Origin of the sequence: Bifidobacterium sp. UTCIF-39 (assembly GCF_006408715.1) — a bacterium.
GTDB classification, from domain to species: domain Bacteria; phylum Actinomycetota; class Actinomycetes; order Actinomycetales; family Bifidobacteriaceae; genus Galliscardovia; species Galliscardovia tissieri.
The window spans coordinates 38,053-64,219 of sequence record NZ_JEOG01000003.1 but is presented as its reverse complement, the minus strand read 5'-3'; the positions used below and the strand labels follow the sequence as shown (position 1 = coordinate 64,219).

The window sequence follows — 26,167 nt, the reverse complement described above, 5'->3', positions numbered from 1 at the left end:
CCCAGGTCCGTCGGCTCCGACGCGGCATCACGCCGTTCCGACGCCCCGTCAGTTCTCCTGCAAGGCCTTGCGCTGCATGGCCTGCAGCTCCTTGTTGCCCTTCTCGGCAAGGTCGAGCAGTTCGCCCAGCTCCTTGCGCGTGAAGGGACGGTGTTCGGCGGTGCCCTGGATCTCGATGAACGCGCCGGCGCCGGTCATGGCCACGTTCATGTCGGTCATGGCGTTGCTGTCCTCCACGTAGGGCAGGTCGAGCATCGGCTTGCCGTCGATCACGCCCACCGACACGGCGGACACCTGATCGCGCAGCACGGTACGGTTCGATCGAAGCACCTTGTGCTCCTTGGCCCAGGCCACGGCGTCGGCGAGCGCCACGTATGCGCCGGTGATGGATGCCGTGCGCGTGCCGCCGTCGGCCTGCAGCACGTCGCAGTCGATCTGGATCTGGTTTTCGCCGAGGGCCTTCATGTCGACCACGCCACGCAGGCAGCGGCCGATGAGTCGGCTGATCTCGTGGGTGCGTCCGCCGATCTTGCCGCGTACGGATTCGCGATCGGTGCGTTCGGTGGTGGCACGGGGAAGCATGGAGTATTCGGCGGTGACCCAGCCGAGGCCGGAGTCCTTGCGCCAGCGGGGTACGCCCTGCGTGAACGTGGCGGTGCACATCACGCGCGTATTGCCGCATTCGATGAGCACGGAGCCTTCCGGAACGTCGGTCCAGTGCCGGGTGATCTTCACCGGGCGCAGTTCGTCCACCGCGCGTCCGTCGGGACGGATCGTCTGGGTGGCGTCAAGCATGTCTTTGATCTGAACCATTTGGTAGCCTCCGTAGCCTCCGTGCACGAACATTCGTGCAAGCAAACCGTATCGGGCTTCGCAGACATTGCCGGAGACCGAACGGACCGCTCCGGAACGAACCCGACGGAACCGTTCACAATCATTCGTGATCGTTCGGAACTGTTCGGAATCGTTCGGGACGGTTCGGAATCGTTCACGGCCGCCCCTCTACACTGGGACGTATGAGATTTCTGGCTGCGTTGTATCGCTTCGCCGTGGCTGCATGCTGCTTCGCCGGCACCTATGAGGTGTGGCATCTTCATCAGTATTCCTCGTTGGTGTATTTCACGTTCCAGACCACGCTGCTGCTCGGCGTGGTGATGCTGTGGACCGGCGCGGCCACGCTGCTCAAAGGCATCCAGCCGCCGGCATGGCTTAAGGGCTGTCTGACGCTGTACAGCGTGATCGCCGGATTGGTGGCATTGTTCGTGCTGCCGGCGGCCGATCCTGCGATCACGCCGCGCGTATTCGGCCTGCTCACGGTCACATGGGCGCATCGCGTGGTCCCCGTGGCCGCGCTGGTCGATTGGCTGCTGTTTGATCCGCATCGTCGTTTCAAGTGGCCGTATGCGTTGGGATGGATGGCGTATCTGCCTGTGTATGTGGCGTTTGTGCTGGCTCGCGCGGCCATCTGGCCGCATTCCGGACCATTGGCCGACGGCACGCCGTACCCGTATGATTTCCTCAATCTGCCGATGCTGGGTTGGAGTCGTCTGGGCCTCAATATATTGGAATACGGTGGCGTGTTTTTGGCATTGGGACTAATACTGATAGTCATTGACAGGGCGCTGCCACAGAAGGTGCTGGCCGCCTCCTGATCCACGCATCCGACGACGTCAATACGGCGTGACGTCGATACGACCATATAACGAAGAGGTAGTCATGACGAACACTGATTATTCGGCCGCGATGATGACCGACATGTACGAGTACACGATGCTCGATGCCGCCATGCTCGACGGCACCGCGGACCGGCGTTGCGTGTTCGAGGTGTTCACCCGTCATCTGCCGACGGGCCGACGCTACGGCATCGCCGCCGGTCTGGGACGCATCGTGGACATGCTGCGGGATTTCCGTCCGAGCGAATCGGATCTGAAGTTCCTGCGCGATCGTCATGTGGTCAGCGAGAAGACGGCCAAGTGGCTGGAGAACTTCCGCTTCTCGGGCACGATCCGCGCCTACCGTGAGGGCGAGGCGTTCTTCGCGAATTCGCCGATCCTGCAGATCGAGGGCACGTTCGCCGAATGCACGCTGCTGGAGACGCTGGTGCTGTCGGTGCTCAATTACGATTCCGCGATCGCGTCGGCCGCGTCGCGCATGACGTCGGCGGCCGGCAATCGTCCGTGCATGGATATGGGCGGCCGTCGTACGAACGAGAGCGCGGCGGTGGCGGCCGCACGTGCCGCGATCGTGGGCGGCTTCGCGGGAACCGCGAATCTGGCGGCGGCCAAGAAGTACGATCTGGTGTGCATCGGCACGGCCGCGCACGCGTTCACGCTGCTGCACGACGACGAGCGCAGCGCCTTCGTCTCCCAGGTCAATGCGCTGGGACCGGGCACCACGCTGCTGACCGACACGTACAACATCGAACAGGCGATCACCACGGCCGTGGAAGTGGCCGGCCCAGAGCTGGGCGGCATCCGCATCGATTCGGGCGATCTGGCATCGCTGGCCCAGCAGGCGCGCAAACAGTTGGATTCGCTGGGTGCCACGAACACGAAGATCACGGTGACAAACGACCTTGACGAGTATGCGCTGGCCGCGCTGGCCACCGCTCCGGTGGATTCGTACGGCGTGGGCACGATGCTGGTGACCGGTTCCGGCCATCCCACGTGCGCGATGGTGTACAAGCTGGTGGAGCGCGAGGGCGCCGACGGGCAGATGCACCCGGTGGCGAAGAAGTCGTTCGGCAAGAAGACCGACGGCTGGCGCAAGCGTGCGATGCGCTCGTACCGATACGGTCTGGCGCAGGGCGAGCTGGTGGTGTGCGGGCCGGCGGATCGTCTGGCCGAATGGCAGGCTCCCGACGAATACGGCGATACCCGCGATCTACTGATCACGGCGGTGGACCACGGCGACATCGACGAATCCCTCGCCAGCAAGGAGGCGCTGCTCGCGGCCCGCGACTACCATCGCAAGGCGCTTGACGAACTGCCGGTCACCGCACTGTCGCTGATGAACGGCGAGCAGGCCATCCCCACCGAGATCATTACGATCTGATCGCGCTGATCATCGACCATCACCATCAGACGATCCGCATCGCTGATATACGTTCGAATACACGCCGAGGGGCCTTTCGCATCGTCGACATCCTTGTCATGACGATCCGAAAGGCCCCTCGGCGGAATTGAATGCGCCGATCAGCGCATTTCGTCGTAGATGCGCTTGCAGTCCGGGCACACCGGATAGTCGGAGGGATTGTGCTTGGGCACCCACACCTTGCCGCACAGCGCCACCACGGGCCGGCCGGTCAGACGGGACTCGGCCATGCGCTCCTTTGATACATAGTGCGCGAAACGGTCGGCATCGCCGTCATCGGTACGCTGGCTCTCCGTCCTGGTCTCGGGGCGTTCCAGTACGGCGGTGCCGCTTCCCGTGTCGGGGGTGGACAGCGGGGAAACCGCATCGTCAAGCAGAACGGACTCGGTCATCGCATTCGGTTCGGTCATCGCATGCATCATTTCAGTCCCTTTCTCACATCGTCGTTGTCGCCATTCATCTTATTACGGCGTATGTTCCATGATTCCGTCGCGTTTCCACCGTGCGCGGTAGTCTGGAATTCATGACGATAGCTGTATGCCCCGGATCCTTTGATCCGGTCACTTCCGGCCACATCGATGTGATCGAGCGATGTGCGCTTCTGTTCGATCAGGTCCATGTCGTCGTGGCCGTGAACGCCGCGAAGAAGCCGATGTTCACCGAGGAGGAACGGGTGAGCATGATCCGCGCCGCGCTGAGCGAGGACGGCTACCCGAACATTGTGGTGGACAGCACCGCCGGACTGATCACCGACTACTGCGCCCGGGTGGGGGCCAAGGTGATCGTGAAGGGGCTGCGTCAGAACGGCGACTATGAGGCCGAGTTGGGCATGGCGCTGGTGAACAAGCAACTGGGCGGCGTGGAAACGATGTTCCTGCCGGCGAACCCGTTGAAGGAGCATATCTCCAGTTCCATCGTGAAGGACGTCGCCCGTCATGGCGGAGACGTGTCGGAGCTGGTGCCGCGTAGTGTGGCACCGCGACTGATCGAGGCGCTGGACAACGGAAAGAGATGACCATGAGCGACAATGACGATTTCGACGACACCGGCGAATCCGAAGTGGCCAATCGTGCGGGATCAGCCGGCAGGCATCCCACCAGTCAGCCCTCCATCTGGTCGCGGGCGTCCGTGGCCCATCGACCGGTGAGACAGACCGAAGCCGCCACCCAGCCGGTCGAGCAGGATCCGGTCCAGGATCAGCCGGCCCAGCAGCCCCAGTCGACGCAACCGCAATCGCAGCCCGTCGTCAACACGGATGCCGATGCCACCGTGATCGACGACTCCACGCAGATGACGGCGAGTCCACTGCCCAGCTATACGGAGAGCTATGCCAGCGCCGGGTACACGCCATACGGTCAGGATTCGTATGGCCAGCAGTACGGTTCTTACGATCAGCAGACCTCGTATGCGCAGCCGTCGTATCAGCCGGATTCGTATCAGCAGGACGCCTATCAGGACGACTCGTACCAGAGCGATCCCCAGCAGCCGTCCGCCGACTACGACGATTCCGTTCCGCTGCCCAAGGACTACCAGTCCATGCTGCCGGACGATGACGAGAACGAGGAATTCAACAGCACCAAGGACCAGTTCACCACGGTGTACGATCTGCTCGATCAGATCGAGTCGCTGGTGGAGGAGTCCAAGACCGGATTCTTCAGCTCCCAGGTGCGCGTGGACCGTGAGGAGCTCACCTCACTGCTGCGCGAGCTCAAGGCCAAGCTGCCGGTGCAGCTGGAACGGGCGTCGGCCCTGATGCGCGAATCCGAACGTCGTCTGGAGAACGCCCAGTCCCAAGCCAGCGCCATCGTGGCGGCCGCACAGAGCAGGTCGAGCGCGATCATCCGTGACGCCAACGAACGGGCGCAGTTCCTGACGAGTCAGGAGAACGTGACGGCGTTGGCCACCGAACGCGCCCGTACGATCCTCGACACCGCGCAGGCCAAGGCCGACAAGCTGGTGCACGGCGCCGACCACTACTCCACCGCCGTGCTCACCGAGCTGAGCGAGCAGCTGGCCAAGGCATCACACGGTGTGCAGAGCGGACTCGACGTGCTGGCCGAACGTCAGCGCGAGGCGGCGCAGGATCTTGACCATCTCACCGATGACGACTATCCGCACGCCTGATCGCGCGGACGAACGAAACGAGGCAATTATGACGAATGACAAGCATCCCGAGACTTCCCCGTGGGCGATTCCGGTGGCGCAGATCGCCAGCCGCCCAGGTCAGAGCAAGGAGGTCGATCAGGACTTCCCCGCCCCCAGCGGCATCGGCGACGAGGTAATCAGCATCGCCGAAGGCGCTCCCGTGCATGTGGACGGCTCGATCGATTCGATCGTCGACGGACTGATTCTCAACGCATCCGTAACGGCTCCCGTCACCGGGGAATGCTCCCGCTGTCTCAAGCCGCTTGACGGCGATCGCACGTTGCATGTCACCGCGTTCTTCCCGTACGCGCCGGACCACGATTCCCGCCGTAACGACGAGGAAGTGGACATCATCGCCGGCGAGGAGGAGTCGGAGGACACCTATCCGCTGGCCGGCAACAACACGGTGATGGATCTGGAATCGCTGCTGCGCGACAATCTGGTGGAATCGCTGCCCGTGCAGCCGCTATGCCGTCCCGACTGTCTTGGCCTGTGCTCGCAGTGCGGAGCCGATCTGAACGAGGATCCCGACCATCACCACGAGACGCATGACATCCGCTGGTCGGCCCTTGAGGATCTCAAGGCCCAGCTCGAACAGCGTGAGCACGAGTAGTCGCGGACGTTCGCGGACGCCCATATCCTGCCGCATTCCACTGGGACTCAACCATCGTCAAGATGACAAAATCCACGAAGTGCGCTAGAATACCGAAGGCTTAAGCTCAATAACTAGTTATACATCGAAATAGAGGATCCGAAATGGCACTGCCTAAGTACAAGACGTCGCGCGCCAACACGCATTCGCGCCGCGCCAACTGGAAGACTTCCGCCGCTCAGACCGTGGTCTGCCCGAACTGTGGCGAGCCCGCTCTGCCGCACATGGCCTGCCCGAACTGCGGCCAGTTCCGCGGCCGCGTCTACCGCGACGCCATCAAGCCCGCTTTCAGCAAGTGAGCTGAACCGGCTTCGTAGCGTTAGCGAATAAGCGACAAGGACCCTGCCATCGACGGGTGGCAGGGTCCTTTTGTATACGCTTTGCGTGCACTGCCATAATGTCGCCGCATGACTCGCCCCATGACTAAGCTGGGACTCATTATGTCTGAGAATCGCAATCCCGAAAACGACGCCCCCGCTCTGCTGCTCAAGGCACTGGGCGCCACGATCAGCCCCGAACTGCTGATCCATGCACTCACCCACCGCTCCTTCGCCCACGAGCACGAAGGCATGCCCAACAACGAACGACTGGAGTTCCTGGGCGATGCCGTGCTGGAACTGGTCACCACCGAAACCCTGTTCGCCAAGCACCCCGATTTCTCCGAAGGACAGATGGCCAAGATGAGGGCCAAGGCCGTGTCCGAGGAATCGCTCTCCGCCATCGCGCGCACCAAGCTCAACCTGGGCCAGTACATTCTGCTCGGCCGCGGTGAAGCCGATTCCGGCGGTGCCGACAAGGATTCCATCCTGTGCGACACCGTCGAATCGCTGATCGGCGCCGTGTTCGTGGAACACGGTATCGAAGGCGCGCGGCCGGTGGTGCACGGTCTGATCGATGAGACGCTGACCGAAGTGACGCAGGAGGGCCCCGCCCTCGATTGGAAGACGTCCCTCACCGTAAAGGCGCACAAGAAAGGGCTGGGCGAACCGCAATACCGTATGGAGGTGGGCGGCCCCGAATACCGTCCTGAATTCACCGCCCATGTGATCCTGCCCGATGGCAGCGAAATCGCCACCGCCACCGGATCGTCCAAGCGCAAGGCCCAGCTCGCCGCCGCGGAGATCGCCTGGCACGAGCTCGATCATCGTCGCTGAGGATTCGCCGACGATACGGCGATACTGACGATTGAGAATCGGGCGGCGAGTGCCGCAATCGTCGCCCGTCATCTCACGGCTCTCGCAGCTCTCACGACGTCGCGGTTTTCAGCCGTGTTGTGACGATAACGCAATGGCAGTTTTGGCGATGGCACGGGACCGCACTAGACTGGCTTCAAACGCCATCCCGCGTCACAAACGCATATTGGCGATCCCCACCCGTCCGCACTTCGGGCACCCTACCATACGGACCGGTACGGGACGTTTACTCTGTTTCAGTTACATGATCGAAGCATGCCGGTTGCGGGCATGCAAGGATTGAGAGGAAGACATGGCATTGCCCACACCTCTGCAGGCATTCAGCGCAGTACCCAAAGGCCCTGTCGAAAAGCTGACGGCGGATAAGCACATCGTCAACGGGGAGAAAATGACCGGCGCACAGGCCGTGATCCGCGCACTGGAGGATCTGGGCGTCGAGGATGTCTTCGGCCTGCCCGGCGGTGCCATCCTGCCCGTGTACGACGCGATCAACGACGACACGAAGTTCCGCTTCGTGCTCATGCGTCACGAGCAGGCCGTGGGCCACGCCGCGGAAGGGTACGCGGTCGCCACCGGCAAGGTGGGCGTGTGCATCGTCACGTCCGGACCAGGGGCCACCAACACCGTCACCGCCATCGCGGACGCGAACATGGATTCCGTGCCGCTGGTAGTCATCACCGGTCAGGTGGGCGTGGGCGCGATCGGCACCGACGCGTTCCAGGAGGCCGACATGGTCGGCATCACCTACCCGGTGGTCAAGCATTCATATCTGGTCACCAACGCGGCCGACATTCCGCGCGTGCTGGCCGAGGCCTACTACGTGGCCAACTCCGGCCGTCCCGGTCCCGTGGTCGTGGACCTCACCAAGACCGCGCAGACCGAAACCCTGTACTACACGTGGCCGCAGCGCATGATCCTGCCCGGCTACAACCCCACCACCAAGGCGCACGGCCGCGTGCTGGCCAACGCCGCCAAGCTGTTCGGACAGTCCTACCGTCCGGTGCTGTACGTGGGCGGCGGCGCGGTGCGATCCAAGGCCACCGAGCAGGTGCGCAAGCTGGCCGAAATCACCGGCGCTCCGATCGTCACCACGCTTCCGGCGCGTGGCATCGTGCCCGAGTCCGATGACAATGTGCTCGGCATGCTTGGCATGCACGGTACCGTGGCCGCCACCGGCGCGGTGCAGCAGTGCGATCTGCTCGTCGCGATCGGTGCCCGATTCGATGACCGTGTCACCGGCTCGCTGCCCGACTTCGCGCCGGCCGCCCGCGTGATCCACATCGACATCGATCCCGCGGAGATCGGCAAGAACCGCGCCGTCGACGTGCCGATCGTGGGCGACGTGGCCACCGTGATCACCGACCTCATTCCCGAGATCGTGCGCGATCAGGCCATCAACGGCAAGCCCGATCTGGAACCGTGGTGGTCCACCATCAACGAGCTGCGCGACAAGTACCCGATGTTCTACGACGAGCCGACCGACGGCACGCTCGCCCCGCAGTGGGTGATCCAGCAGCTGAGCGACCAGGCCGATCCCGACACCATCTGGGTGTCCGACGTCGGCCAGCACCAGATGTGGTCCAGCCAGTTCATCGACTTCAAGAACCCGAACTCCTGGATCTCGTCCGGCGGCCTCGGCACCATGGGCTTCGGTCTGCCCGCAGCCATGGGCGCGCGCGTGGCCTTTGAAAAGCCCGTCTGGCTCATCGCCGGCGACGGCAGCTTCCAGATGACCAGCGAGGAACTGGCCGCGGCGTTCCTCGACCACCTGCCGGTGAAGATCGCCATCCTCAACAATTCGGTGTACGGCATGGTCCGTCAATGGCAGACGCTGTTCTACAAGCAGCATTATTCGGCCACGAATCTGCTCGACGGCGAGGCTCGTGAAGAGCAGATCACCGAAGCCGACTTCGTCGATGTGCCCGATTTCGTCAGGCTCGCCGAGGCGTACGGCTGCGTGGGCATGCGCGCGTTCACCAAGGAGCAGGCGGTCGATGCGATCACCAAGGCGAACGAGATCAACGATCGTCCGGTGCTCATCGACTTCCGCGTGTGGAAGGACGCCATGGTGTGGCCGATGGTCTCCGCCGGCGACTCCAACTCCAACGTGACGTACAAGCCCGGCATCCAGCCGCTCAAGGGCTCGCAGAACTAAGCAGGGAAAGGCAAGTAATCATCATGGCAAACTATCCCGCTTCGCAGTCCACGTCGCAGCGGCACACGCTGTCGGTGCTGGTGGAGAACCGTCCCGGCGTGCTCGCCCGCATCTCCGGCCTGTTCGCCCGTCGTGCGTTCAACATCAACTCGCTGTCCGTGTCCCCCACCGAGCGTCCGGACATCTCCCGCGTCACCGTGACGGCCGACGTGGAGGAGCTGCCGCTCGAGCAGATCATCAAGCAGCTCAACAAGCTGCTTCACGTGCTCAAGATCGTGGAATTGGATTCGGCGAACACGGTGAATCGTGAGATCGTGCTCGTCAAGGTGGCGGCCGATTCCAAGACGCGTTCCGACATTCTGGAGATCGTGCAGACGTTCCGCGTGCGTGTGGTCGATATGCACCCCGAGTCTCTGGTCATCGAGGCGACCGGTTCGAGCGAGAAGCTTGATTCGCTGCTCGCGTTGCTTGACGACTACGGCATCATCGAGCTCGTGCGTTCCGGTGCCGTGGCACTGACCCGTGGCCCCAAGGCCCTGAGCGAGAAGGTGGTCGGCTCCGAGATCAAGGGCCGCTGATCCTTGTGTGTGTTCGGTTCGACGGAATGCGGGCCGAACACACAATAGAAAACGAAAGGCCTCGGCTCCCAGTTCGGGAGTCGAGGCCTTTCTGCATTCAGATGCCAGCGGTTATGCGGTTATGCCGTTCCCTTATTCCCTGTTCCGCTTGCGCATCATCGAGAACACCGTGCCCGCAATCAGCAGCACGGCCGACAGACCGGCCAGACCGGCCACTGCAGTGCCCGTGGTCGCCAGCGCCGAGTTCTGCTCCTTCACCGGGGTCTTGCCCTGCGAGGATGCCAGCCACTGCTGGGCGGTGTTGCGGGTAGCGGAGCCGTTGCCCGCGTTGGAGGTGCCAGGCTGCACAGTTGCGGTACCGTTGTCGGAGCCGGTGCCGCCATTGTTACCGGTCCCGCCGGTCGTGGTGTCGATCTTCTCCCATCGTGCCGTGTAGGTGGCGTCCTCATGCACGGGCAGGAACCGGTTGAACCGCACACCGGCATCGGTGTACCAACCGTCAAGTCGGTAGCCGCTCGGAGCCTTTGGCGACGGGATGTCGCTGCTGAGCAGCCACAGGCCCTTGATCACCCGGCTGCTGCGCTGCTGATCGGCACCATTCGCATCCGTCCACTTGAACGTCACCGTGGCGAAGAGACCGGTGCTCGGGGTGTCGTTGGTCTGCTCAAGCGTGGCGGTCAGATGCATGCCGAGTCCGGTGGCGGTGCCCTGCGAGAACGTGGCGTCGTAGGCGTTGCCGTTCTCGTCGGTCCAACCGGTGATCTTGTAGCCGTACGGCACGATCGCCTCGATCGCCCCCTGCTTGGCGGCGTAGGCGTCCGCGAGCGCCGAACCCGTGTCCACACGCTCGAACACCGACAGCTTGCCGACCGTGAATACGAGCTGCGTGCGCGTGGCGTGCAGGTCGGAGACGGCGAACAGCGTGGTGTCGTGGCTGACGGTGCCGGCGTCGGACAGGTCGGCCTTATAGGTGTGCAGCAGCGCGTACCAGCCGGTGATGGTGAGGTTCTTGGGCATGCGCGACTGGATCTCATCCTTCTTGGCTGCGTAGGCGTCCTCGAAGCTTGAGCCGCGGTCCACCGTGGCGGTAACCACGGTGCCGAGGTCGCCGGGCAGCACGAATCGCACCTGCACCTGCTTGGCGGAGGTGTTGGGCTGGTTGGGCAGTTGCAACGCCAGAATGGCGGTGAACGTGACCGTCTTCTGGCCGGTGATCTGGGCGCCGGCCAGATCGGCCGAGTATGACACGCCGAGCGAGGATGTCCAGCCGACGATCACCTGTCCCGCGGGTACGCCAAGCTGGGAGTCGTCGGGCACGGTCACGTCGAGCGAGTTCGTGTATTTCTTGGTCACGGTGGTGGTGTGGTCGCCCACCTTGAACGTCACCGTGGTCTGGTATTCGTGGCCTACTCCGGCGGAGTCGGGGCCTGAGCCATTGGAAGTGCCGGCACCGTTGGCGGCGTTATCCGAATCGCCGTTGGAGTCGGTGACGCCGTTCTGATTCTGGTCGGGCGTGGTCTGGCTGTTGGAGCCGTTGCCGTTGGCCGTGGTGCCGGTCGTTGTGCCGGGATTAGTGTTGTCCGTGCCGTTTCCGGTTGCGTTGTTCGCATTGGTGGACGACGCGGAATCGACCCCCTGCGCCCTGTTCACGCTCTGGCTGGCCCCTGTCGTATTGCCATTGGCACTGTCATTCGCCGCGAATGCCGCGCCTGGTGCCATCATTGTCAGCCCCAGCGCAACGGCGACAGCCATGCCGGCCAGTCGTCCGCCCCAGTTTCTCCTCATATCCCATCGCCTCAATCAGGTCGTTCTTCTTCCTACTGTTCATCATTATTACTCGCATATCGGTACGCCTATGGGCCCGTTTACCATAGGATGACGAAGTTTCAACACATTGCGAGGAAGTGACGATTCGCGGAACCATCGGCCGCGAATCACGGGGAACAGGATAGGGGGACGGGATGAGGATCACAGCCGACTCCGTGGATGACGGCGACAACGCCACTGACGAGACGAATACCGAGCATGATGCGCCGGAGGATGATGCTGAGGCCACCAGTTCCAAGGCGGTGTATCAGCTCAGCGTAGTGTCGATGCTACTGGGTATTGGAGCCGTGGTCATGTGCTTCATTCCCAGGGTGCCGTTGACCTACGCCCTGGTCGCCGCGATCGGAGGTGCCGCGCTGGGACTGATCGACTGTCTTTCGGCCACGGTGCTTCGCGAACCGAAGGTCCGTCTCATCGCCGCCGGCAGCACCCTGATCTGCGCGCTTGCCATCATTGTCGTTCTGGTGCTCTGACCGGCTCCGGGCCAAGGCTCTGCGTCACACTCCGGTATTGCGGATCGGCGGCCTATCCCCGTCTCGCTAGGCAGATTCACCCGATTGCCGAAATCTAACCATGCACAAGGCCAAATCCGCCTAGCGAAGGGGAGATAGCACCGACGTTTGAGACCCAAGAGGTGTCACACCGTGCCCGTGCCGGCATTGATGCCGAATGTGGGGGCCGCCACCGGGGCGAGCAGCACGCGGCCGGAGCCTCGATATACGTTCACCAATCCCTCGCCGTTGACCGCGGAGCCGATCAGGGACTTGCCGCTGCGCTCCACAGTGAACTGCAGGCTGCTGGTCCAGGCGATGGCGAAGTTGCCATCCACCTTCAGTTCATCGTTCTCCAGATCGATGGTCACCAATTCGCTGGCAGGCACCGGCGATTCCAGAGCCACGGCCCCCTGCCCGCTCAAGGCGAGGTTGAACAGTCCCTCTCCTCCGGCCACCATGGCGCTCGGACGTGACACCATCACGGCCTTCTGTTGGACCGTTGACTCGCACGCGTAGAACAGGCCATCGTTCACGGTCATGGAACCGCCCAAGTGCACGGGGTTGATCAGCAGAATGTGACGATAGGTGGGCTCAAGCACCACCAGACCGGCTCCCACATATTCAGGCTTGATCGCCGATTCCTTGGTCACCGCGCCGCGCGCCATCTTGCCGATGAGATCACCCACGCCCTTCACACCCGTGGTGGATTCGATATGCCCTGCGGTCCACTGCATGGCCCCGGCCTGCAGGATCACGCCCATACGACCATCCAATGTGCAGACCAGCTGGCGTCGGCGCACATTCATTTCAGAGGCGAAATACGCGGCGGTCGCACCGCCGTAGCTCACCGAGAGATCACGCTTCCATTCGATCACCTGGAATGAGCCCTGCTGGGCCACAACCTGAACATCGTCGTTATCCAGGAAGTTATAGATTTTCATGTCGGTCCTCCTTCTCGACACCGCAATCCCGCCCCTTTGGGATTTCTTGGAACGCCTTAGCGATGGACGTCGATAGCGGCATAACACACTGCAGTGTAATTTGCCGGCCTGAGATCTTGATACCTGAAATCCTCGATTTTGGGGATCTTCTCTGGTGAATACATGCATAAACCGTCTTCGCTAGGCGGATTTGGCCTTGTGCATTGGTCTAACCGCGCTTCGCTGGGTTGTTCACGCGCACGATACGCCCAAAACACTGGTGGCGTCCCCGGTGTTTTGGGCGTATCACTCGGGCTGACAACCCAGCGAAGCGTGGTTAGACCTCGGCAATCGGGCGAATCTGCCCAGCGAAGCGAAAATAGATCGCCCATCATCCAGAAAGCGGTCCAGCCGCATTCCCACCCTCCGGTTGGGGAAGTGGCAACATGTTCTCCAGATCTACCAGCCCGCCAACCTGCACATACAGCAATGTCCTGTAGATTCGGCACGGACCCACAGGACATTGGAATGACAGGTGAGGGCTCCCCTACTTCAGGGACCAGGTGGAGCCGGCAGGGGAATCCTCGATCACCACGCCGGCCGCGGCGAGCGCGTCGCGGATGGCGTCGGCGCGGGCGTAGTCCTTGGCCTTGCGAGCCTCGGCGCGAGCCTGCAGCTGCTCGGAGATGAGGGTGTCGAGCACCTCATGCTCCTTGCCGTCACCGCCATCACCACCGGAGGCCCATTCCGAGGCCAGCGGATCAAGTCCCAACGTATCGAGCATGGCGCGCACGGACACCAGCACGCCGCGCACCTCGGCGCGGGCGGCCTTGCTGTCGGCGGCATCCTCCAGCTTGGACAGCAACGTGTTGCCGGCACGTACCGCGCTGAAGATGGCACCAACGCCACCGGCGACGTTGATGTCGTCGTTCATGGCGGTCACGAAATCCTCGGGAAGGTCGCCCGCACCCACGGATTGGATCTCATCGCGGGAGGGCTGAGCCCCGATCGCCGCACCCGCACGCTCAATGAAGTTGGAGACGCGGTCGTAGGCCGCCTGCGCCTCGTTCAGCGTCTGGTCTCCCCATTCAAGCATGGAACGGTACTGCACGGAGGCAAGCGCGTATCGCACCACCCAGGCGCTATGCTCGGCGAGCACGCTGGGCACGGAAAGCCCGTTGCCAAGCGACTTGCTCATCTTCTCGCCCTTCTGGGTCACCCACGCGGAGTGCATCCAGTGGTGGGCGAATCCCCAGCCGGCGGCGCGGGACTGCGCGGTCTCGTTCTCATGGTGTGGGAAGCGCAGATCAAGACCGCCGCCGTGGATGTCGAAGTCGTCGCCGAGGTAACGGTGGCTCATGGCGGAGCATTCGATGTGCCACCCCGGACGTCCCACTCCGAAGGGGGTCTTCCAGCGTGCGTCCTCGGGATCGGTGTCCTTGGGTGCCTTCCATAGTGCGAAATCGCGCGGATCGTGCTTGTCGGGAGAGGCGTCAGCTGCGTCGACGGGGTTGTACTTGTCCGGGCCGGTCTCGTCCACGCTGGGGCCCATACGGTCGGCCACGGCCGCGGCTTCGTCGGCGGCGGGCTTGGTGCCGGACTCCTGATGGGTGAGCTCGCCGTAGCGCGGCCAGCTCGCCACGTCGAAGTACACGTTGCCGGTGGGCTTGCCGTCGGCGTCGAGCACCACGTAGCCGTGTCCGTTGTCGATGATGCGCTGGATCAGGTCGACCATGTCCTGGATGTGTCCTGTGGCGCGCGGCTCGTAGGTGGGCGGCAGCACGCCGAGCGTCTCATACGCCTCGGTGAATTCGCGCTCGTAGATGTAGGCGCGCTCCCACCAGCGCTGGCCGGCGGCACGCGCCTTGTCGAGGATCTTGTCGTCGATGTCGGTCACGTTGCGCACGAAGGTGACCTTGTATCCGAGGCGCAGCAGCCAGCGGCGGACCACGTCGAACGCCACGGCGGCACGGATGTGGCCCACGTGCGGCGAGCTCTGCACGGTGGCACCGCACACGTAGATGCCGACTTCCCCGGGTCGGATGGATTCGAACGGTGCGATGTCGTGCGTGGCGGTGTCGTACAGGCGTAGGCCTTTTGCCACGGAATCGTTGAAATCAAGCGGTTTTGGAGTACTTGTCATATTCCCGAGGGTATTCGTTCTCACCGACATGCACAAGACGATTCCGTAAGTTACATGCGAAGTGTAAAAATAGTGAATATGTCGAAGCCGCAGGTATTGATTTTTCAGCACGTCGACTGGGAAAAGCCCGGTCGGATTCTTGACAATCTCGATGAACTGGAAGTTCCATCCCAGATATTGAACATTTCAAAAAAGAAAAAGCCCGATCTGCCCGATTTCAGCGAGGTGGCCGGCGTGGTGATCATGGGCGGCCCGATGGGCGCCATGGATTACGACAAGTATCCGGGATTGAAGACCGAGGGCAAGATCGCCAAGGCCGCGATCGCCGTGGGCAAACCGGTGCTGGGCGTGTGCCTGGGACATCAGATCATCGCTACCGCGCTGGGCGCCAAGCTCAAGCCCGGCAAGGAGCCGGAGATCGGGTTCGCGCCGATCACGCGCGTCGACCGTCACGACTACTTCTCGATGTGGTCGAAGGAACTTACCGTGCTGCATTGGCATAACGATGTGGTGTCGCTGCCGGAGGGCGCACAGTTGCTGGCCCGCTCGCCGCTGACCAAGAACCAGGCCTACCGCGTGGGCAGCGCGCTGGGCATGCAGTTCCATCTGGAGGTCGGTTCCGCACTGTTCGAGGAGTGGCTGAATACGCCGGAGATGACGAAGGACCTGAAGAAGTCCGACATCTCGAAGATGCGCGACGACTTCGCCGAATACAATCCCCGTCTGCATCCGATGGCCGAGTCGGTGTTCTCCGGGTTCGCCGCCCGTTGCGCCACCTACGCCAAAACGTTGGAACAATCGTTGGAACAGTAGGGTTCCGAGAACAGGCGACACCCCCCACCACAGTCCCTATCACGGCAAGCCAATGCCCCTCTCCTTTAGGGGTGTCCATTGTTTGCACACATGGAATCACAGTTGCAATCGCCGTATTCGCAACGATTCACACCCTCATATCAGTCCTGCATATACCCACCTCTATTGTGGTGGTCACAACGGGGGTATATACTCACGTTCTGTACACAGATATTGACTTGCCGTCTTGGAACATGCGCTTGCGCATCACATCCAGCAAGGAAAGAAGTAGGGGTTTATCATGACTTCCATTAAGAATCGTGTGATGACCGCGCTCGCCGCCGTCGTGGCAATGTTTGCCGCGTTCGCTCTGGCACCGGCCGCATCCGCCGCGGATTACGGTACGGTCGCACCGTCCGTCTCCGGCAACACCGCAACCGTCACCGTCACCGTTACCGACGATCTGTACAACCAGGGCTACACCCAGGTGTACGTCACCGCCGACGACACGCTCGTCGAGAACATCGTTCAGGCCGCCAACAAGACCTGGGGTCCGTTCGCCCTGAGCACCACCTCCCCGCACACCGCCACGCTGAAGTACATCTTCAAGTCCGGCGTGTCCTCCGCAACGTTCAGCGCCTACGCTGAGAACCCCTCCACCGGCGCCACCCAGTCCATCGGCTCCGCCACGGTGAAGGCCCCCGCCACGGGCGAGGGTGCCTCCTCCACGGATTCCTCCGCCACCACCAGCTCCAGCTCCAACAAGCTGGCCAAGACCGGTGCCGTGATGCTGCCGTACATGGTCGCCGTGGCCGCGCTCGCCGTCGCCGGTGGTGCCGTGTTCGCCGTGCGTCGCTCCATGAACCGCTGATTCTTCAACGACCGCTTCTCTGAAAGGGGCGTGGGCTTTGCCCCGTCCCTTTTTGCATTTCACAATTGCATCGCCCGGCACATCACCCCACACTCGGCGAACAGCCCACACCTCGCGAGACACCCTTCCATAACCCCCACTCGCCTACCCCCGAAGTAGAATCCCCCTGATGACAGTGCGCTAGAAAAACCCAAGGGCATTCATGTTCATCGTCACGTTCTGCACCGGAAACGCCCCATTCCTTATCCCTCGCCGCACATCGCCGACCGGCTGGCATGCACGGCCGCCTCGCTGATATCGCAGTCCAGCAGATACACCGGAACGTTCCGGATCAACCGATCCATGAGGTCCAGAGTATGTATCGCCGCCGCTGAATCATTCGGCATATAGATCTGCGGCATGAGCCACGGCAGCGCCGTCTGCGGATCGATGCGCCGACAGATGTTGCGCGTTCCACGCGTCACGATGCATATGCCGCCCAACGGCGCATGCGCTTGCGCGGTCTGCCAGCCTTCCTTGCCCGCCCACGGCGTGGCATGAGCGATCACCGCAGCGTCCGCATCAGCATCCGCGCCGGAATCCACGAATTCCAGAATCGGCTTGTCCCCGTTGATCACCTGCACCTTCGACCCCAGATATCGCCGCCATAGCCGGATGTGCGTGGATTTGCCCGTGCCGCTGGGCGCGGTGAATACATACGCCCGACCTTTGTACGCGATCGTGGCGCCGTGGAATACCGTCCGGTTCAGCGCCGGCAATCGTTCCGCGATCGCACGCAGTACGGCCAGCGTCTCCAGATAGTCGTCCGGCCATGATCCGGAGTCGGCGTCGGCGCGCTCGCGTTCGATCATCTGCCGAGTGACTGAAATCGTGCAGTCCGGCATCGTTTGCGATGTCACCGCGCCATCTGCATACGCGCCATCTGCAGAGCCCGCAGAGTCGATTGCATAATCACGACACAATTCGCGTATGGAGTCATGGATGTGATTGATGCGGATCACGAGTCCCGTGATCCGCATCGTGAATGAGTTCACCATGACTGACCTGCCCTGCCGCAGTACCCCGGTAGCATCTCAGCAGTGCCTCAGTAGTAGCCGGTCCAACGGCTGCCATCCGGGTCCACGACGAGCCCGCCCTCGGTCGGTGTGCCGCCGGTATGGTCGCCGCCGGACTCGCCGTCGCCGGACGATTCATCGCGCCCGCTTTCCGTTTCGTCTTCAACGCCGCCGGAGCCAACGACGTCTCCGGAACCGCTGTCCCCGTCGGTATCCGTATCGATGACACCATCCGACGTTCCGGTTCCGGGGAATCGTCCACTGCTGGTCACGCTGCCGTCGGCCAGCCGCTTACTCGCAGACTCGCCGGCGGCATCGGCAGCCGACGACGGGCCTTTCACATCCGCCGTATCCGCTGCACCCGCTGCTCCTGCCGCAGTCGTGTCCGTCGTCGTCTGATCGCCGCCGAACACCGATTCCTCGATCACGTCATTGTCGGCGCTGCCGTTCTTGTGCTCCGGGATGATCGTCCGTGACGCCGCGGACGAATCCCTTCCCGATGCGCCGACGGCACCACTCATCGCATGCCATGCCACGTATCCCAAAGCCGAAGCCGTAATCACCGCGGCGATTACGGCGACAATGCGCAGCAGCAGACTGCGATGTTCCAGAGCCATGGCTTTCAGCTGTTCCATATCATGCATAATCGCGTCTCACCTCATTTCCCACCGTCGTCGGACTTCCCAACGCCACCGGCACCGGCCGATTCACCGTCCGTCGTCACGCCGATCTGTCCCAGAATGCCCTGCGCGTACTCGCGTTCCTCGTCGCCGGCACCCGAGCCGTCAGCCAGAATCGCCTGTGCGATGCCTTGGATCGAACGGGAGCGGACACCGTCGGTCACGGTGACCGGAGTGCCGTCAACCGTGGTGTAGTCGACCCACAGTCGTGAATACACCGTCCGTGCATAGTTTCTGCTGGCGAAGCCCCTGACCACAAGGTTGGAGATGAACGAGCCGTCGTTGTCGGCACCGTCGATCTTGTTCACGCCGATCGCCGATCCGGTGAGATTGGTTGCGGATGCACCGTATTTCCATCCCCATGCGGTCACCATGGCACCACTGGTCGGGGTGATGGCGTAGCCGAGTCGCATGCTGGTGCTCGCATAATCGACCTTGCCGGACGTGTCGGAGAAGTCGGCGCGCATGGACCCGCCCTTGAATCCGATCACATCGCTCACGGGCACGAACTTCGCGTAGGCACTGCCGCTGGTCACGTGGTCCGGCAACGGAATCGTGTGCTCTGCGTCGACATACCAGCCGGCGAACGTCATGCCATCGCCCGTCGAACCGGAACCGTCACCGTCACCATTGGCAGGAGCGGCGGGAGCCGTCCAGGTCGACGAATCCTTACCGGACCGGTACGCGTCCACGGCACACTGGCCGCCATCGGAGCACCCATCGGCACGCCACTGGGCGGTGAGCGTCACGCTCTTGCCCGCCGCGGCGAGATCCACCACGTTCTGACCGTCCTGATAGATGTTGCCGGCGCTGTCCTTCCAGCCGTCGAAGCGGTAGCCCGGTGCACGGTAGGCGGGCACGGGCAACGGACCGGTCACGCCACGGTGAAGCGTCAGATCGTTCATCGTTCCGCTGATCACGCCGTCACTAGCACCATCAATCGCGCCACCGTCAAATTTCACCGTGTACGAATCCAGCGTCGGCACGTTCAGCACCTCGATCCGCACGGTGTGGATCTTGTAGTTGACCACGTAGTAGCCGAACCAGTTCATCGTCGCGTCGAACACGAATTCCTTCGCTGTGCCGGCCTGATCCACGCCGTACAGGTAGATCCGGTAGCCCTTGGGCAGGGAGAAGCTCTTGATGTTCTCGAAGAGTTCGCCGAGCTGATCCGCGCCAGTGTATTCGCCGGGCAGCAGGGACAACGCCTTGCCCATGTTCCAGATATCGCTGCGCAGCGTGGCCTTCTGCGTGGCGGTCCAGCTGGATTCGACCACCTCGCTGGGCTTCAGACCGGTGCCGAATGCGTAGGCGCGCGCCTTGACGATCGCTGGACTGCCGGCGAGCGCCACCACGGCCTCCTCCGTCTTCATGTCGAGTCGTGTGCCGTTGTCGACCGTGGGTTCGCTGCCGTCGGTCGTGTAATACACTTCGGTGTCGTCGGTCGCCCCGGCTGCGGCGCTGATGACGAACGCCATCGTGCCGTCGCGTTCCTCGGTTCGGATTCGCGGATGGTCGGTGGTGCCGATGGCGTCGGTCAGGTCGTTGCGGACCAGCGCCACCGATACGGTGCGGCCGTCCCATGCGTAGGCGTCGACGGTCACGGATTCGAGCGATACGGTGTAGTCGTTGCCGCCGGTGAACGTCACCGTGGCGGTCGGCACGTTTTCCAACGTCATTTCGCCGTCGTGAAGCGTGACGTCGTAGGGCGCGATGCCGCTGTCCTTGGGTGTCACCGTGGCCTTAATGCCGGAATCGACGGCACCGTCCACACCAACACCACCGCCGATCATGCGCACGTTGAGCTTCACGTCCACGCCGCTGTTGAGTCGTCCGGCGTTGCTGGCGTTGAGTCGTACGTCGTAGGCGGTCACCGTATAGTCGGGCACGCGGTCGGTGTCCTTCACGTCGACGGTGAATGTGCCGTCGACGGAGTATCCCACGGGCTTGCCATCGGCGTTGAGCACGTATGCGGTGGTATTGGTGGCGTCGGCTGTGCTCAGCGTTGCGGTGATGTCGAGCCCGCCGTTGGCGTTGCGCGCAGCGGTCACGGTCGGGGTGGGCAGTGCGTTGGTGTCGTAGGCCTTGGCTCCGTTGATCTCCTGCGCGTCACTGGCGATCGTGTAGTATTCGATCGGCCTCGGGAACGACGGGTATTTCGCCGCGTATTCCCGTGCCGCATCGCCGACGGTCAGGCCCATGCGCTCGTAGGCTTCGGCCATGTTGAATCCGGTGATTTCGCTGACGGCCGCCACCATACGGTCGCGCTTGTTATCGCCGACGCTGTTGTATCGGGTCGGTTCGGATCGGATGAGACGGTACATGGTGCCGAGCGTGCCGTATGTGCGGATCTGTTCGACCATCTGCGGATCGTGATCGTATCCGTCGTTGTAGTCGTAGTCGTCGAAGTAATGCAGCACCTGCCATCGCAGCATGACGGCCAGGAACACGTCGCTCCAGTTTGCCGTCGCGGTGTCGTCGGTCAAGCTTGCGTTGAGGTATGTGCGGTAGTTGCGGAGCGCCGCGCCGTGGATGCCGGAATGGTAGGTGGTGATCCGGTATTCCCGGTCTTCCGCCTTCATGTTGCGGATTTCCTGTCGGCGTCGTCCCCACATGGCGAACAGGTTGTTGGTTTCCTCGAAGACGACCATGGGACTGATGTCGAGCGTGTGCCCGTATTCGTGGTCCACGCCCCAAGAATGCGGGTTGGTGTCGTTGAGGATGCCGGGAATGTCGCCTTCGTGGATGTGCTGGATGTAGACCCATGCGAAGTAGTACGACGGATTGGTCAGGTTCTTGGACGCTTCGATGACGATGCGCATGTTGGTGGGATGCTGCACCGGGTCGGGGTCGTCCGCGTCGAATCCTTGCAGGTGGTCGAAGTACGCGAGACGACTGTTCAGTCCTTCGTTGGCCTTGGTCACGTATGCGATGGCGCTGGCCTCGTCGGTCACGCTCTTCAGCGTGGTGTTGGCCGTGTATGATGCGCGTACTCCGAACATGGTCCGGCCGAATCGCATGCCGGTCATGTCGGCGTTGAGCGTGTTGTCATCGGCGAGGTTGCCGGTGAATCCGGTGACGGTATCCACGTTCTTCGCGTATTCACGCAGCTTCTGCACGTACGTCCAGAACGCTTCGGGATGATTCTCGTCGTGGATGTAGATGGGGTACTGCCCCACGTTGTCGCCGACGACGGGATGGTCGATGTCGGCTCCGGAGTCCTCCACGCGGATGGATGCTTTGCTGGTCGTGCTGTAGTTGCGGATGACCAGCGAGTATCCCACGGTGTGTCCGGTGGTGTCGACCGTGACTTCGTTCATGCCGTTGTTGAGTCCGCTTTGATCGTGGGCCAGCACGAGATAGGGGTTGTTGGCGTCGAGTTGGCCGGTCTGCCGGTAGGCCCATCGCAGGGAGCCGGGATCGTCGGCCTGCACGTAGATGCGGAATGTGGCCTTGATGCCGGGGCGGATGAAGAATCCGGTGAAGTCGGTGTTGTCGTAGATGTAGCCCTGCAGGGTGCGGTTCTGTTCGGTGGAGGGGTATCCGAGACGACTGACCTCGGTCACGGATGCCTCCACGGCCTCGCGATGCTTGTCCAGATACTGCCGTTTGACGTCAAGGGTGTCGAGTCTGGTGTTGTAGGTGGTTTTCTCGGCTTCGGTAATGGGCAGGTCATCGAGGCTTTTGCGCGCCTGCTTGATTTTTGCGGCGCTGTTGAGTGCGTCGATGACCGTGGTTTCCAGTCCGTCGGTGTACGGGTTGTTGATCTGATCAAGCAGTTCGTATTCCCGTCCGACGACGATGGCCGTGGCGTTGACGCGCAGTCGTGCGGCGACGCCCTTGCCGTCCACGGCCCGGATGCGGGTGAGGTTGGCTTCTGCGGTTTTCTGGTCGGGGAAGGTCGCCACCACGCGATCCACGGCAAGCGATGCGGCCGACAGGGTGAGCGGTGCGGTTTCGCTGTATGCGGTCAGCGTCGCGGTCACGGTGATCTTGGCGGTGCCGTTGAGGGTGATCTTCTCGTCGACTCGCGCCCCGCCGCCGATGCGCAGGTTTCCGGCGGCCGCCATGGTCACGGCGTTGACCGTGCCATCGTTGATTTCGATTGTGGCGTTGGTGCCCACGGTCACGCCGCCCGTGCATCCGCTCATGACGCCGCCGTTGAACACGACGGTGCCGCCGCCGAGTTCGAGGACGCCCTTGTTGAGGTTGGTGGCGCGGAAGTTGGCGAATCGGACGTTCCTGCCGAGTGTGATGCGCGCGGATCCCGCGGCGTAGATGCCGGAGAATCCGGATGCGAGGTTTTCGCCCTCGAGCGTGAAGGTGGCGTCGTCCGCCGCTTCAAGGTTGAGGGTGCCCGCGCCCATGGCGATCATGTGGATGCCCGCCGTGCGTGTGATCGTCGTGTTTGCGGTGGCGCGGATCGTGACGGTCTTGTTGGTTTCCAGCGTGAGACGTTCGGTGATCGCGAACGCGCCGGCCACTTCGATCACGCTGTTGTTCGGCGCTGCGGCGAGCGCGGCCTTGAGCGTGTCGTAGCTGGTGCCGTTGATGGTGATGCTGGCGGTTTCGGCCGCGTTGGCTACGGATTCGACAACGGGCGCGGCGCCGAGGCTGGCCCCGGCGTCGGCGTTCTTCTCCGCGTCTGTCGTACCGCTCGTGCCGGAATCGTTGAAATCGCCGGCATTGTTGCCTGATACGACGGAGGACTTGTCACCGTCCGTCGTGGCATCGGTCGGCGTATTGCCGTCCGTGGCGTTCCCCGTCTGCTGCTGGTTGGATGATGTGCCCGTTTCGTCGGCGAGCGCCGGAACGGGCACGATGAATGATGTTGCGCAGAGCACCGCGCTCAATGCGGATGCCACTGCTGTGGTGATGATGGCGTGACGTGCGTGGTGACGCATGCAGCTCCCTCTTCCTCGTTCAATTGTTCGTCGTCGCACGATGACTATGACCATGCGACGACTGACTGGAAATATGCGACGATTCACTGTCGCGTATGTGCAATGGCCGTACTGATATCAGGAATCATCAGCAATCGGCATTATCAGAAAAACAGTGCCGTCAATCCGTCGGCACCGTCGAAAATCGGTATCGTCAACCGATACCGTCAAAAATCAGTACTGATCAGTACTGTCCGAAAAGATCCTCGGCGCTCTGGTTTCCGACATTGTCGCCGGGGTTGGGCATGTAGTTCGGGTAGCTGTTGCTGGTACGCACCACGTCGGATGCACCGAATTCGATAACGGTCATGGCTGGGGCTTCGTAAACGTTGCTCACGGTCATAATCTTCCTTTACTTCCATGCCCCCACACACTACTTCGGGGGCATTAAGGCCGTAAGCCTAGCAAACCCCCATGGACCAGCTTCCAGAGTTTCCGTACAGGCCATACCGCCAGCCAGAATCGCCAGTACATCCGGTATCCGCGCGACTTCACGCTCACCCGCCGTGCGCCTCGATGGAACTCGCAGAGCACGCCGAGAATCCGGTCGTTCGGCACCCGTTCGGTGGGCAGGCAGTTGTCGCCGCGAATCGCGTACCATCCGTCGTGCACGCCGACCACGCGGTGCAGTACGTATCGGTCGCCGTCGCGATACAACGGCACGTCGCCGGTTCGCAACCGTTCTCCGTTGCGCAATGGTCGGATCACGATCACGTCACGCCGGTCGCGCAGCATGGGCCACATGCTCACTCCGGCCGTGGTGTTGACGAATAGGCCTTCGCTCGTGAGCACGTTCTCGATGCGGTCGGTCATCCGCGGATCATTCGCTCAGGAATCCACGTCGACGCATGTCGTCGATGAATGCGTGCACGTCGGATTCAGCCACGTCGCGGTCCACACCGAATCGGCCGACGATGCGATCGACGATCGTCGTCTCATCGGATCCGTCGAGCAGTTCCTGCCAGACGATGCGTCCGGTTTCGTTCACCTTGATCATGCCGTTGAAGTTTTTCGACGCTTCGCCTGTGGCCACGATCACCGTCTGACCGGCCACGTCGCGCATGACGAAACCGTTGTTCACCCGCATGGCTGCTCGCTTTCGTTGCTGATGTTGTTATTGATGGTGTTGGTTGTTGAAGGGGCGTCACGCTGATGCAAGATCCGTCATCGTCGCCGCGGACGGCGTCGTCGCAGAGTCCGGCGTATTTCCTCCGACAGTGCCTGCCGATGCCGTAACGCTCCGCTCAATCGTATCAGCGGCAGTATGGTCAGGCGCGCCGGCAGACTCGACCATCGTGGATGGTACTGCTCCACCCACGCCTTGTCCGGGAACGCCCGACGCCACCAGTACCACAGTACGAACCGGCTGCCGGACGGCGGTTGTGTTGGCAGCGTAGCACCCGGCATTGCCGGTGTTCTCGACGACTCGTCACTGACGGTTTCCGTCAGACGGCGGTTGATCCGCTTTTCGATTCGCATGCTTTGCGTACCGTATACGCCGCTTGCCGCGATTTCGCGCAGCATGGCGGATTCCGGCGTTCCGATATTCCATGTGCCGGTCGTGGATCCCAATACCGCCAGAGTGAGGTTTCGCACGGTGTTTTCGAATTCGGATATCCCCAGAGTTTCGAGCATGGTGTGGATATATGAGGTGTTGAATTCACGTTCATATCGGCGGATCATTACTAGGGTATCGGCAAGGAATCGCAGCCCGAATCCGGCGGAATTATAGTGTTTCCACATGTGTACGACATGATAGAGATATTCCTCGTCCGGTGTCAGTCGATAGCCTCGCCCATGCCGGACCGGTTCCGAACGTGATGCCGTAGTCTTGGCTGCCGCAGTTGCGGATTGATCGCCGATTCCGTATGGCATGGCGAGCGCCCATGGATCGGCGTAATGGTCCACCACTGCACGGGAATACAATCCTTCCAGCTGTTCGCCTTCCGATGTGATTTTGCGATGGAATTCGAAATGCAAGCCGTTCCGCGCATTCGTGAAGCTCAATTCGCGATCCCAGTCGGCATCGCAGGTGTATCCACGGTTTGTCATCACCCGGCGAATAACGGTCTCGGCGCGGCGAGCGTCATCCGTGTCGTCGCCATCTCCACTGTCGTTTCCCACGTATCCGATCACCAGATCCTGATCTCCCATGGATCGCAGTCCCGGTTGGGGATAATACGTGGCGATATCAATGCCTTTCAATGTGATCCATGACAATCCGGCAGCGGAGAATTCCTTGAGGAATGCGTTGCGTTCGGCGTCGAATGCGAGTTGACGGTACAGCGTCAGATCGGCGGCGTGACGCCATCGGTCCATGATCTCCTGTGGAATATCGGCGATCATGTCAGCGGTCATGGCTGTCGACAACCCCGTCAGGCACAATGCCTCCACGCCGTGAAACGACATGATGGCATATATCTGCTGCCATGACGCATCCGTTGGTTTTCGTAATACCGTCGATGATGATCCGGTCTGGAAACCGTCATTATTCAAAGCCGCGGCCATCAGTCTGATGACATATCGCGCGGCATGCATGCCGCGATTCATGGGGGGTTCGGTATCTGCAGATTGTGCGATATCGGTCAAGGGTTCCGCCATTCTTCTGGTGTCGCATATGGTCCGG

The 26,167-nt window shown here is 62.1% G+C and carries 24 protein-coding genes; 12 read left to right on the top strand and 12 right to left on the bottom strand.

The window, feature by feature from the left end; all coding sequences use genetic code 11:
- Nucleotides 1-48: 48 nt before the first annotated feature.
- Nucleotides 49-813 carry a ribonuclease PH gene (rph, locus tag EP30_RS02260; RefSeq protein ID WP_140555812.1) on the bottom strand — a complete coding sequence of 255 codons (765 nt, stop codon included), beginning with the start codon at nucleotides 811-813 and terminating at the stop codon, nucleotides 49-51.
- 203 nt (nucleotides 814-1,016) lie between these two features.
- Between rph and EP30_RS02255 the strand changes: the two genes are divergently transcribed.
- Both EP30_RS02255 and EP30_RS02250 read left to right on the top strand, forming a co-directional pair.
- Nucleotides 1,017-1,652 (top strand): Pr6Pr family membrane protein, encoded by a 636-nt coding sequence (locus tag EP30_RS02255; RefSeq protein ID WP_140555810.1) that lies wholly within the window; start codon nucleotides 1,017-1,019, stop codon nucleotides 1,650-1,652.
- 64 nt (nucleotides 1,653-1,716) lie between these two features.
- Nucleotides 1,717-3,054: a nicotinate phosphoribosyltransferase gene (locus tag EP30_RS02250; RefSeq protein WP_094661715.1), complete on the top strand. Its 1,338-nt coding sequence runs from the start codon at nucleotides 1,717-1,719 to the stop codon at nucleotides 3,052-3,054.
- Between the two features lie 140 nt (nucleotides 3,055-3,194).
- Here EP30_RS02250 and EP30_RS02245 read toward each other — a convergent pair whose 3' ends face one another.
- Nucleotides 3,195-3,503 (bottom strand): DUF3039 domain-containing protein, encoded by a 309-nt coding sequence (locus EP30_RS02245; RefSeq protein ID WP_169713035.1) that lies wholly within the window; start codon nucleotides 3,501-3,503, stop codon nucleotides 3,195-3,197.
- 113 nt (nucleotides 3,504-3,616) lie between these two features.
- Between EP30_RS02245 and coaD the strand changes: the two genes are divergently transcribed.
- The 7 genes from coaD (at nucleotide 3,617) to ilvN (ending at nucleotide 9,816) form a co-directional block, all read left to right on the top strand.
- The gene (coaD, locus tag EP30_RS02240) at nucleotides 3,617-4,108 is read left to right on the top strand and encodes a pantetheine-phosphate adenylyltransferase (RefSeq protein ID WP_140555808.1); all 492 of its coding nucleotides are present in this window, start codon (nucleotides 3,617-3,619) and stop codon (nucleotides 4,106-4,108) included.
- Nucleotides 4,109-4,110: 2 nt separating this feature from the next.
- Nucleotides 4,111-5,217 (top strand): cell division protein, encoded by a 1,107-nt coding sequence (locus EP30_RS02235; protein WP_140555806.1) that lies wholly within the window; start codon nucleotides 4,111-4,113, stop codon nucleotides 5,215-5,217.
- Between the two features lie 28 nt (nucleotides 5,218-5,245).
- Nucleotides 5,246-5,851, top strand: coding sequence for a DUF177 domain-containing protein (locus EP30_RS02230; RefSeq protein WP_094661719.1), 606 nt, complete (start codon nucleotides 5,246-5,248; stop codon nucleotides 5,849-5,851).
- Nucleotides 5,852-5,994: 143 nt separating this feature from the next.
- Nucleotides 5,995-6,189 (top strand): 50S ribosomal protein L32, encoded by a 195-nt coding sequence (rpmF, locus tag EP30_RS02225; protein WP_094661720.1) that lies wholly within the window; start codon nucleotides 5,995-5,997, stop codon nucleotides 6,187-6,189.
- A gap of 141 nt (nucleotides 6,190-6,330) precedes the next feature.
- A complete protein-coding gene (rnc, locus tag EP30_RS02220) occupies nucleotides 6,331-7,044 on the top strand; it encodes a ribonuclease III (RefSeq protein ID WP_140555804.1) in 714 nt (237 codons plus the stop codon).
- A gap of 331 nt (nucleotides 7,045-7,375) precedes the next feature.
- Nucleotides 7,376-9,238, top strand: coding sequence for an acetolactate synthase large subunit (locus EP30_RS02215; RefSeq protein ID WP_140555801.1), 1,863 nt, complete (start codon nucleotides 7,376-7,378; stop codon nucleotides 9,236-9,238).
- A 23-nt stretch (nucleotides 9,239-9,261) separates the two neighbouring features.
- On the top strand, nucleotides 9,262-9,816 hold the full coding sequence (gene ilvN, locus EP30_RS02210; protein ID WP_094661722.1) for an acetolactate synthase small subunit: 555 nt from the start codon (nucleotides 9,262-9,264) through the stop codon (nucleotides 9,814-9,816).
- A gap of 132 nt (nucleotides 9,817-9,948) precedes the next feature.
- Here ilvN and EP30_RS02205 read toward each other — a convergent pair whose 3' ends face one another.
- Nucleotides 9,949-11,601, bottom strand: a complete 1,653-nt coding sequence (locus EP30_RS02205) for a hypothetical protein (RefSeq protein ID WP_140555799.1) — start codon at nucleotides 11,599-11,601, stop codon at nucleotides 9,949-9,951.
- 176 nt (nucleotides 11,602-11,777) lie between these two features.
- Here EP30_RS02205 and EP30_RS02200 point away from each other — a divergent pair, with 176 nt between their 5' ends.
- Entirely contained in the window at nucleotides 11,778-12,116 is a 339-nt protein-coding gene (locus tag EP30_RS02200) for a hypothetical protein (protein WP_140555796.1), read from the top strand.
- Nucleotides 12,117-12,280: 164 nt separating this feature from the next.
- On the opposite strand, the gene EP30_RS02195 is transcribed toward EP30_RS02200, so the two are convergent.
- Together EP30_RS02195 and cysS are read right to left on the bottom strand one after the other, a co-directional pair.
- Nucleotides 12,281-13,078, bottom strand: coding sequence for an AIM24 family protein (locus tag EP30_RS02195; protein WP_140555794.1), 798 nt, complete (start codon nucleotides 13,076-13,078; stop codon nucleotides 12,281-12,283).
- A 526-nt stretch (nucleotides 13,079-13,604) separates the two neighbouring features.
- A complete protein-coding gene (gene cysS / locus EP30_RS02190; protein WP_140555791.1) occupies nucleotides 13,605-15,200 on the bottom strand; it encodes a cysteine--tRNA ligase in 1,596 nt (531 codons plus the stop codon).
- 78 nt (nucleotides 15,201-15,278) lie between these two features.
- Between cysS and EP30_RS02185 the strand changes: the two genes are divergently transcribed.
- Together EP30_RS02185 and EP30_RS10840 are read left to right on the top strand one after the other, a co-directional pair.
- Nucleotides 15,279-16,013 carry a type 1 glutamine amidotransferase gene (locus tag EP30_RS02185; RefSeq protein ID WP_094661781.1) on the top strand — a complete coding sequence of 245 codons (735 nt, stop codon included), beginning with the start codon at nucleotides 15,279-15,281 and terminating at the stop codon, nucleotides 16,011-16,013.
- Nucleotides 16,014-16,293: 280 nt separating this feature from the next.
- Entirely contained in the window at nucleotides 16,294-16,863 is a 570-nt protein-coding gene (locus EP30_RS10840) for a hypothetical protein (protein WP_094661727.1), read from the top strand.
- Nucleotides 16,864-17,105: 242 nt separating this feature from the next.
- Here EP30_RS10840 and EP30_RS02180 read toward each other — a convergent pair whose 3' ends face one another.
- The 7 genes from EP30_RS02180 to EP30_RS02155 all read right to left on the bottom strand — a co-directional run bounded on the left by EP30_RS02180 (nucleotide 17,106) and on the right by EP30_RS02155 (nucleotide 26,049).
- On the bottom strand, nucleotides 17,106-17,762 hold the full coding sequence (locus tag EP30_RS02180; RefSeq protein WP_140555788.1) for a hypothetical protein: 657 nt from the start codon (nucleotides 17,760-17,762) through the stop codon (nucleotides 17,106-17,108).
- A gap of 185 nt (nucleotides 17,763-17,947) precedes the next feature.
- Complete coding sequence (locus tag EP30_RS02175) at nucleotides 17,948-18,562, bottom strand: hypothetical protein (RefSeq protein WP_181160750.1); 615 nt, start codon at nucleotides 18,560-18,562, stop codon at nucleotides 17,948-17,950.
- Nucleotides 18,563-18,576: 14 nt separating this feature from the next.
- Nucleotides 18,577-23,502, bottom strand: coding sequence for a M60 family metallopeptidase (locus EP30_RS02170; RefSeq protein WP_140555782.1), 4,926 nt, complete (start codon nucleotides 23,500-23,502; stop codon nucleotides 18,577-18,579).
- 223 nt (nucleotides 23,503-23,725) lie between these two features.
- Complete coding sequence (locus EP30_RS10835) at nucleotides 23,726-23,878, bottom strand: hypothetical protein (RefSeq protein ID WP_158216801.1); 153 nt, start codon at nucleotides 23,876-23,878, stop codon at nucleotides 23,726-23,728.
- A 50-nt stretch (nucleotides 23,879-23,928) separates the two neighbouring features.
- The gene (locus EP30_RS02165) at nucleotides 23,929-24,354 is read right to left on the bottom strand and encodes a S24/S26 family peptidase (protein ID WP_140555779.1); all 426 of its coding nucleotides are present in this window, start codon (nucleotides 24,352-24,354) and stop codon (nucleotides 23,929-23,931) included.
- 7 nt (nucleotides 24,355-24,361) lie between these two features.
- Nucleotides 24,362-24,628, bottom strand: a complete 267-nt coding sequence (locus EP30_RS02160; RefSeq protein WP_094661732.1) for a PqqD family protein — start codon at nucleotides 24,626-24,628, stop codon at nucleotides 24,362-24,364.
- A gap of 77 nt (nucleotides 24,629-24,705) precedes the next feature.
- Complete coding sequence (locus EP30_RS02155) at nucleotides 24,706-26,049, bottom strand: nucleotidyltransferase family protein (RefSeq protein WP_258185323.1); 1,344 nt, start codon at nucleotides 26,047-26,049, stop codon at nucleotides 24,706-24,708.
- Nucleotides 26,050-26,167: the final 118 nt, after the last annotated feature.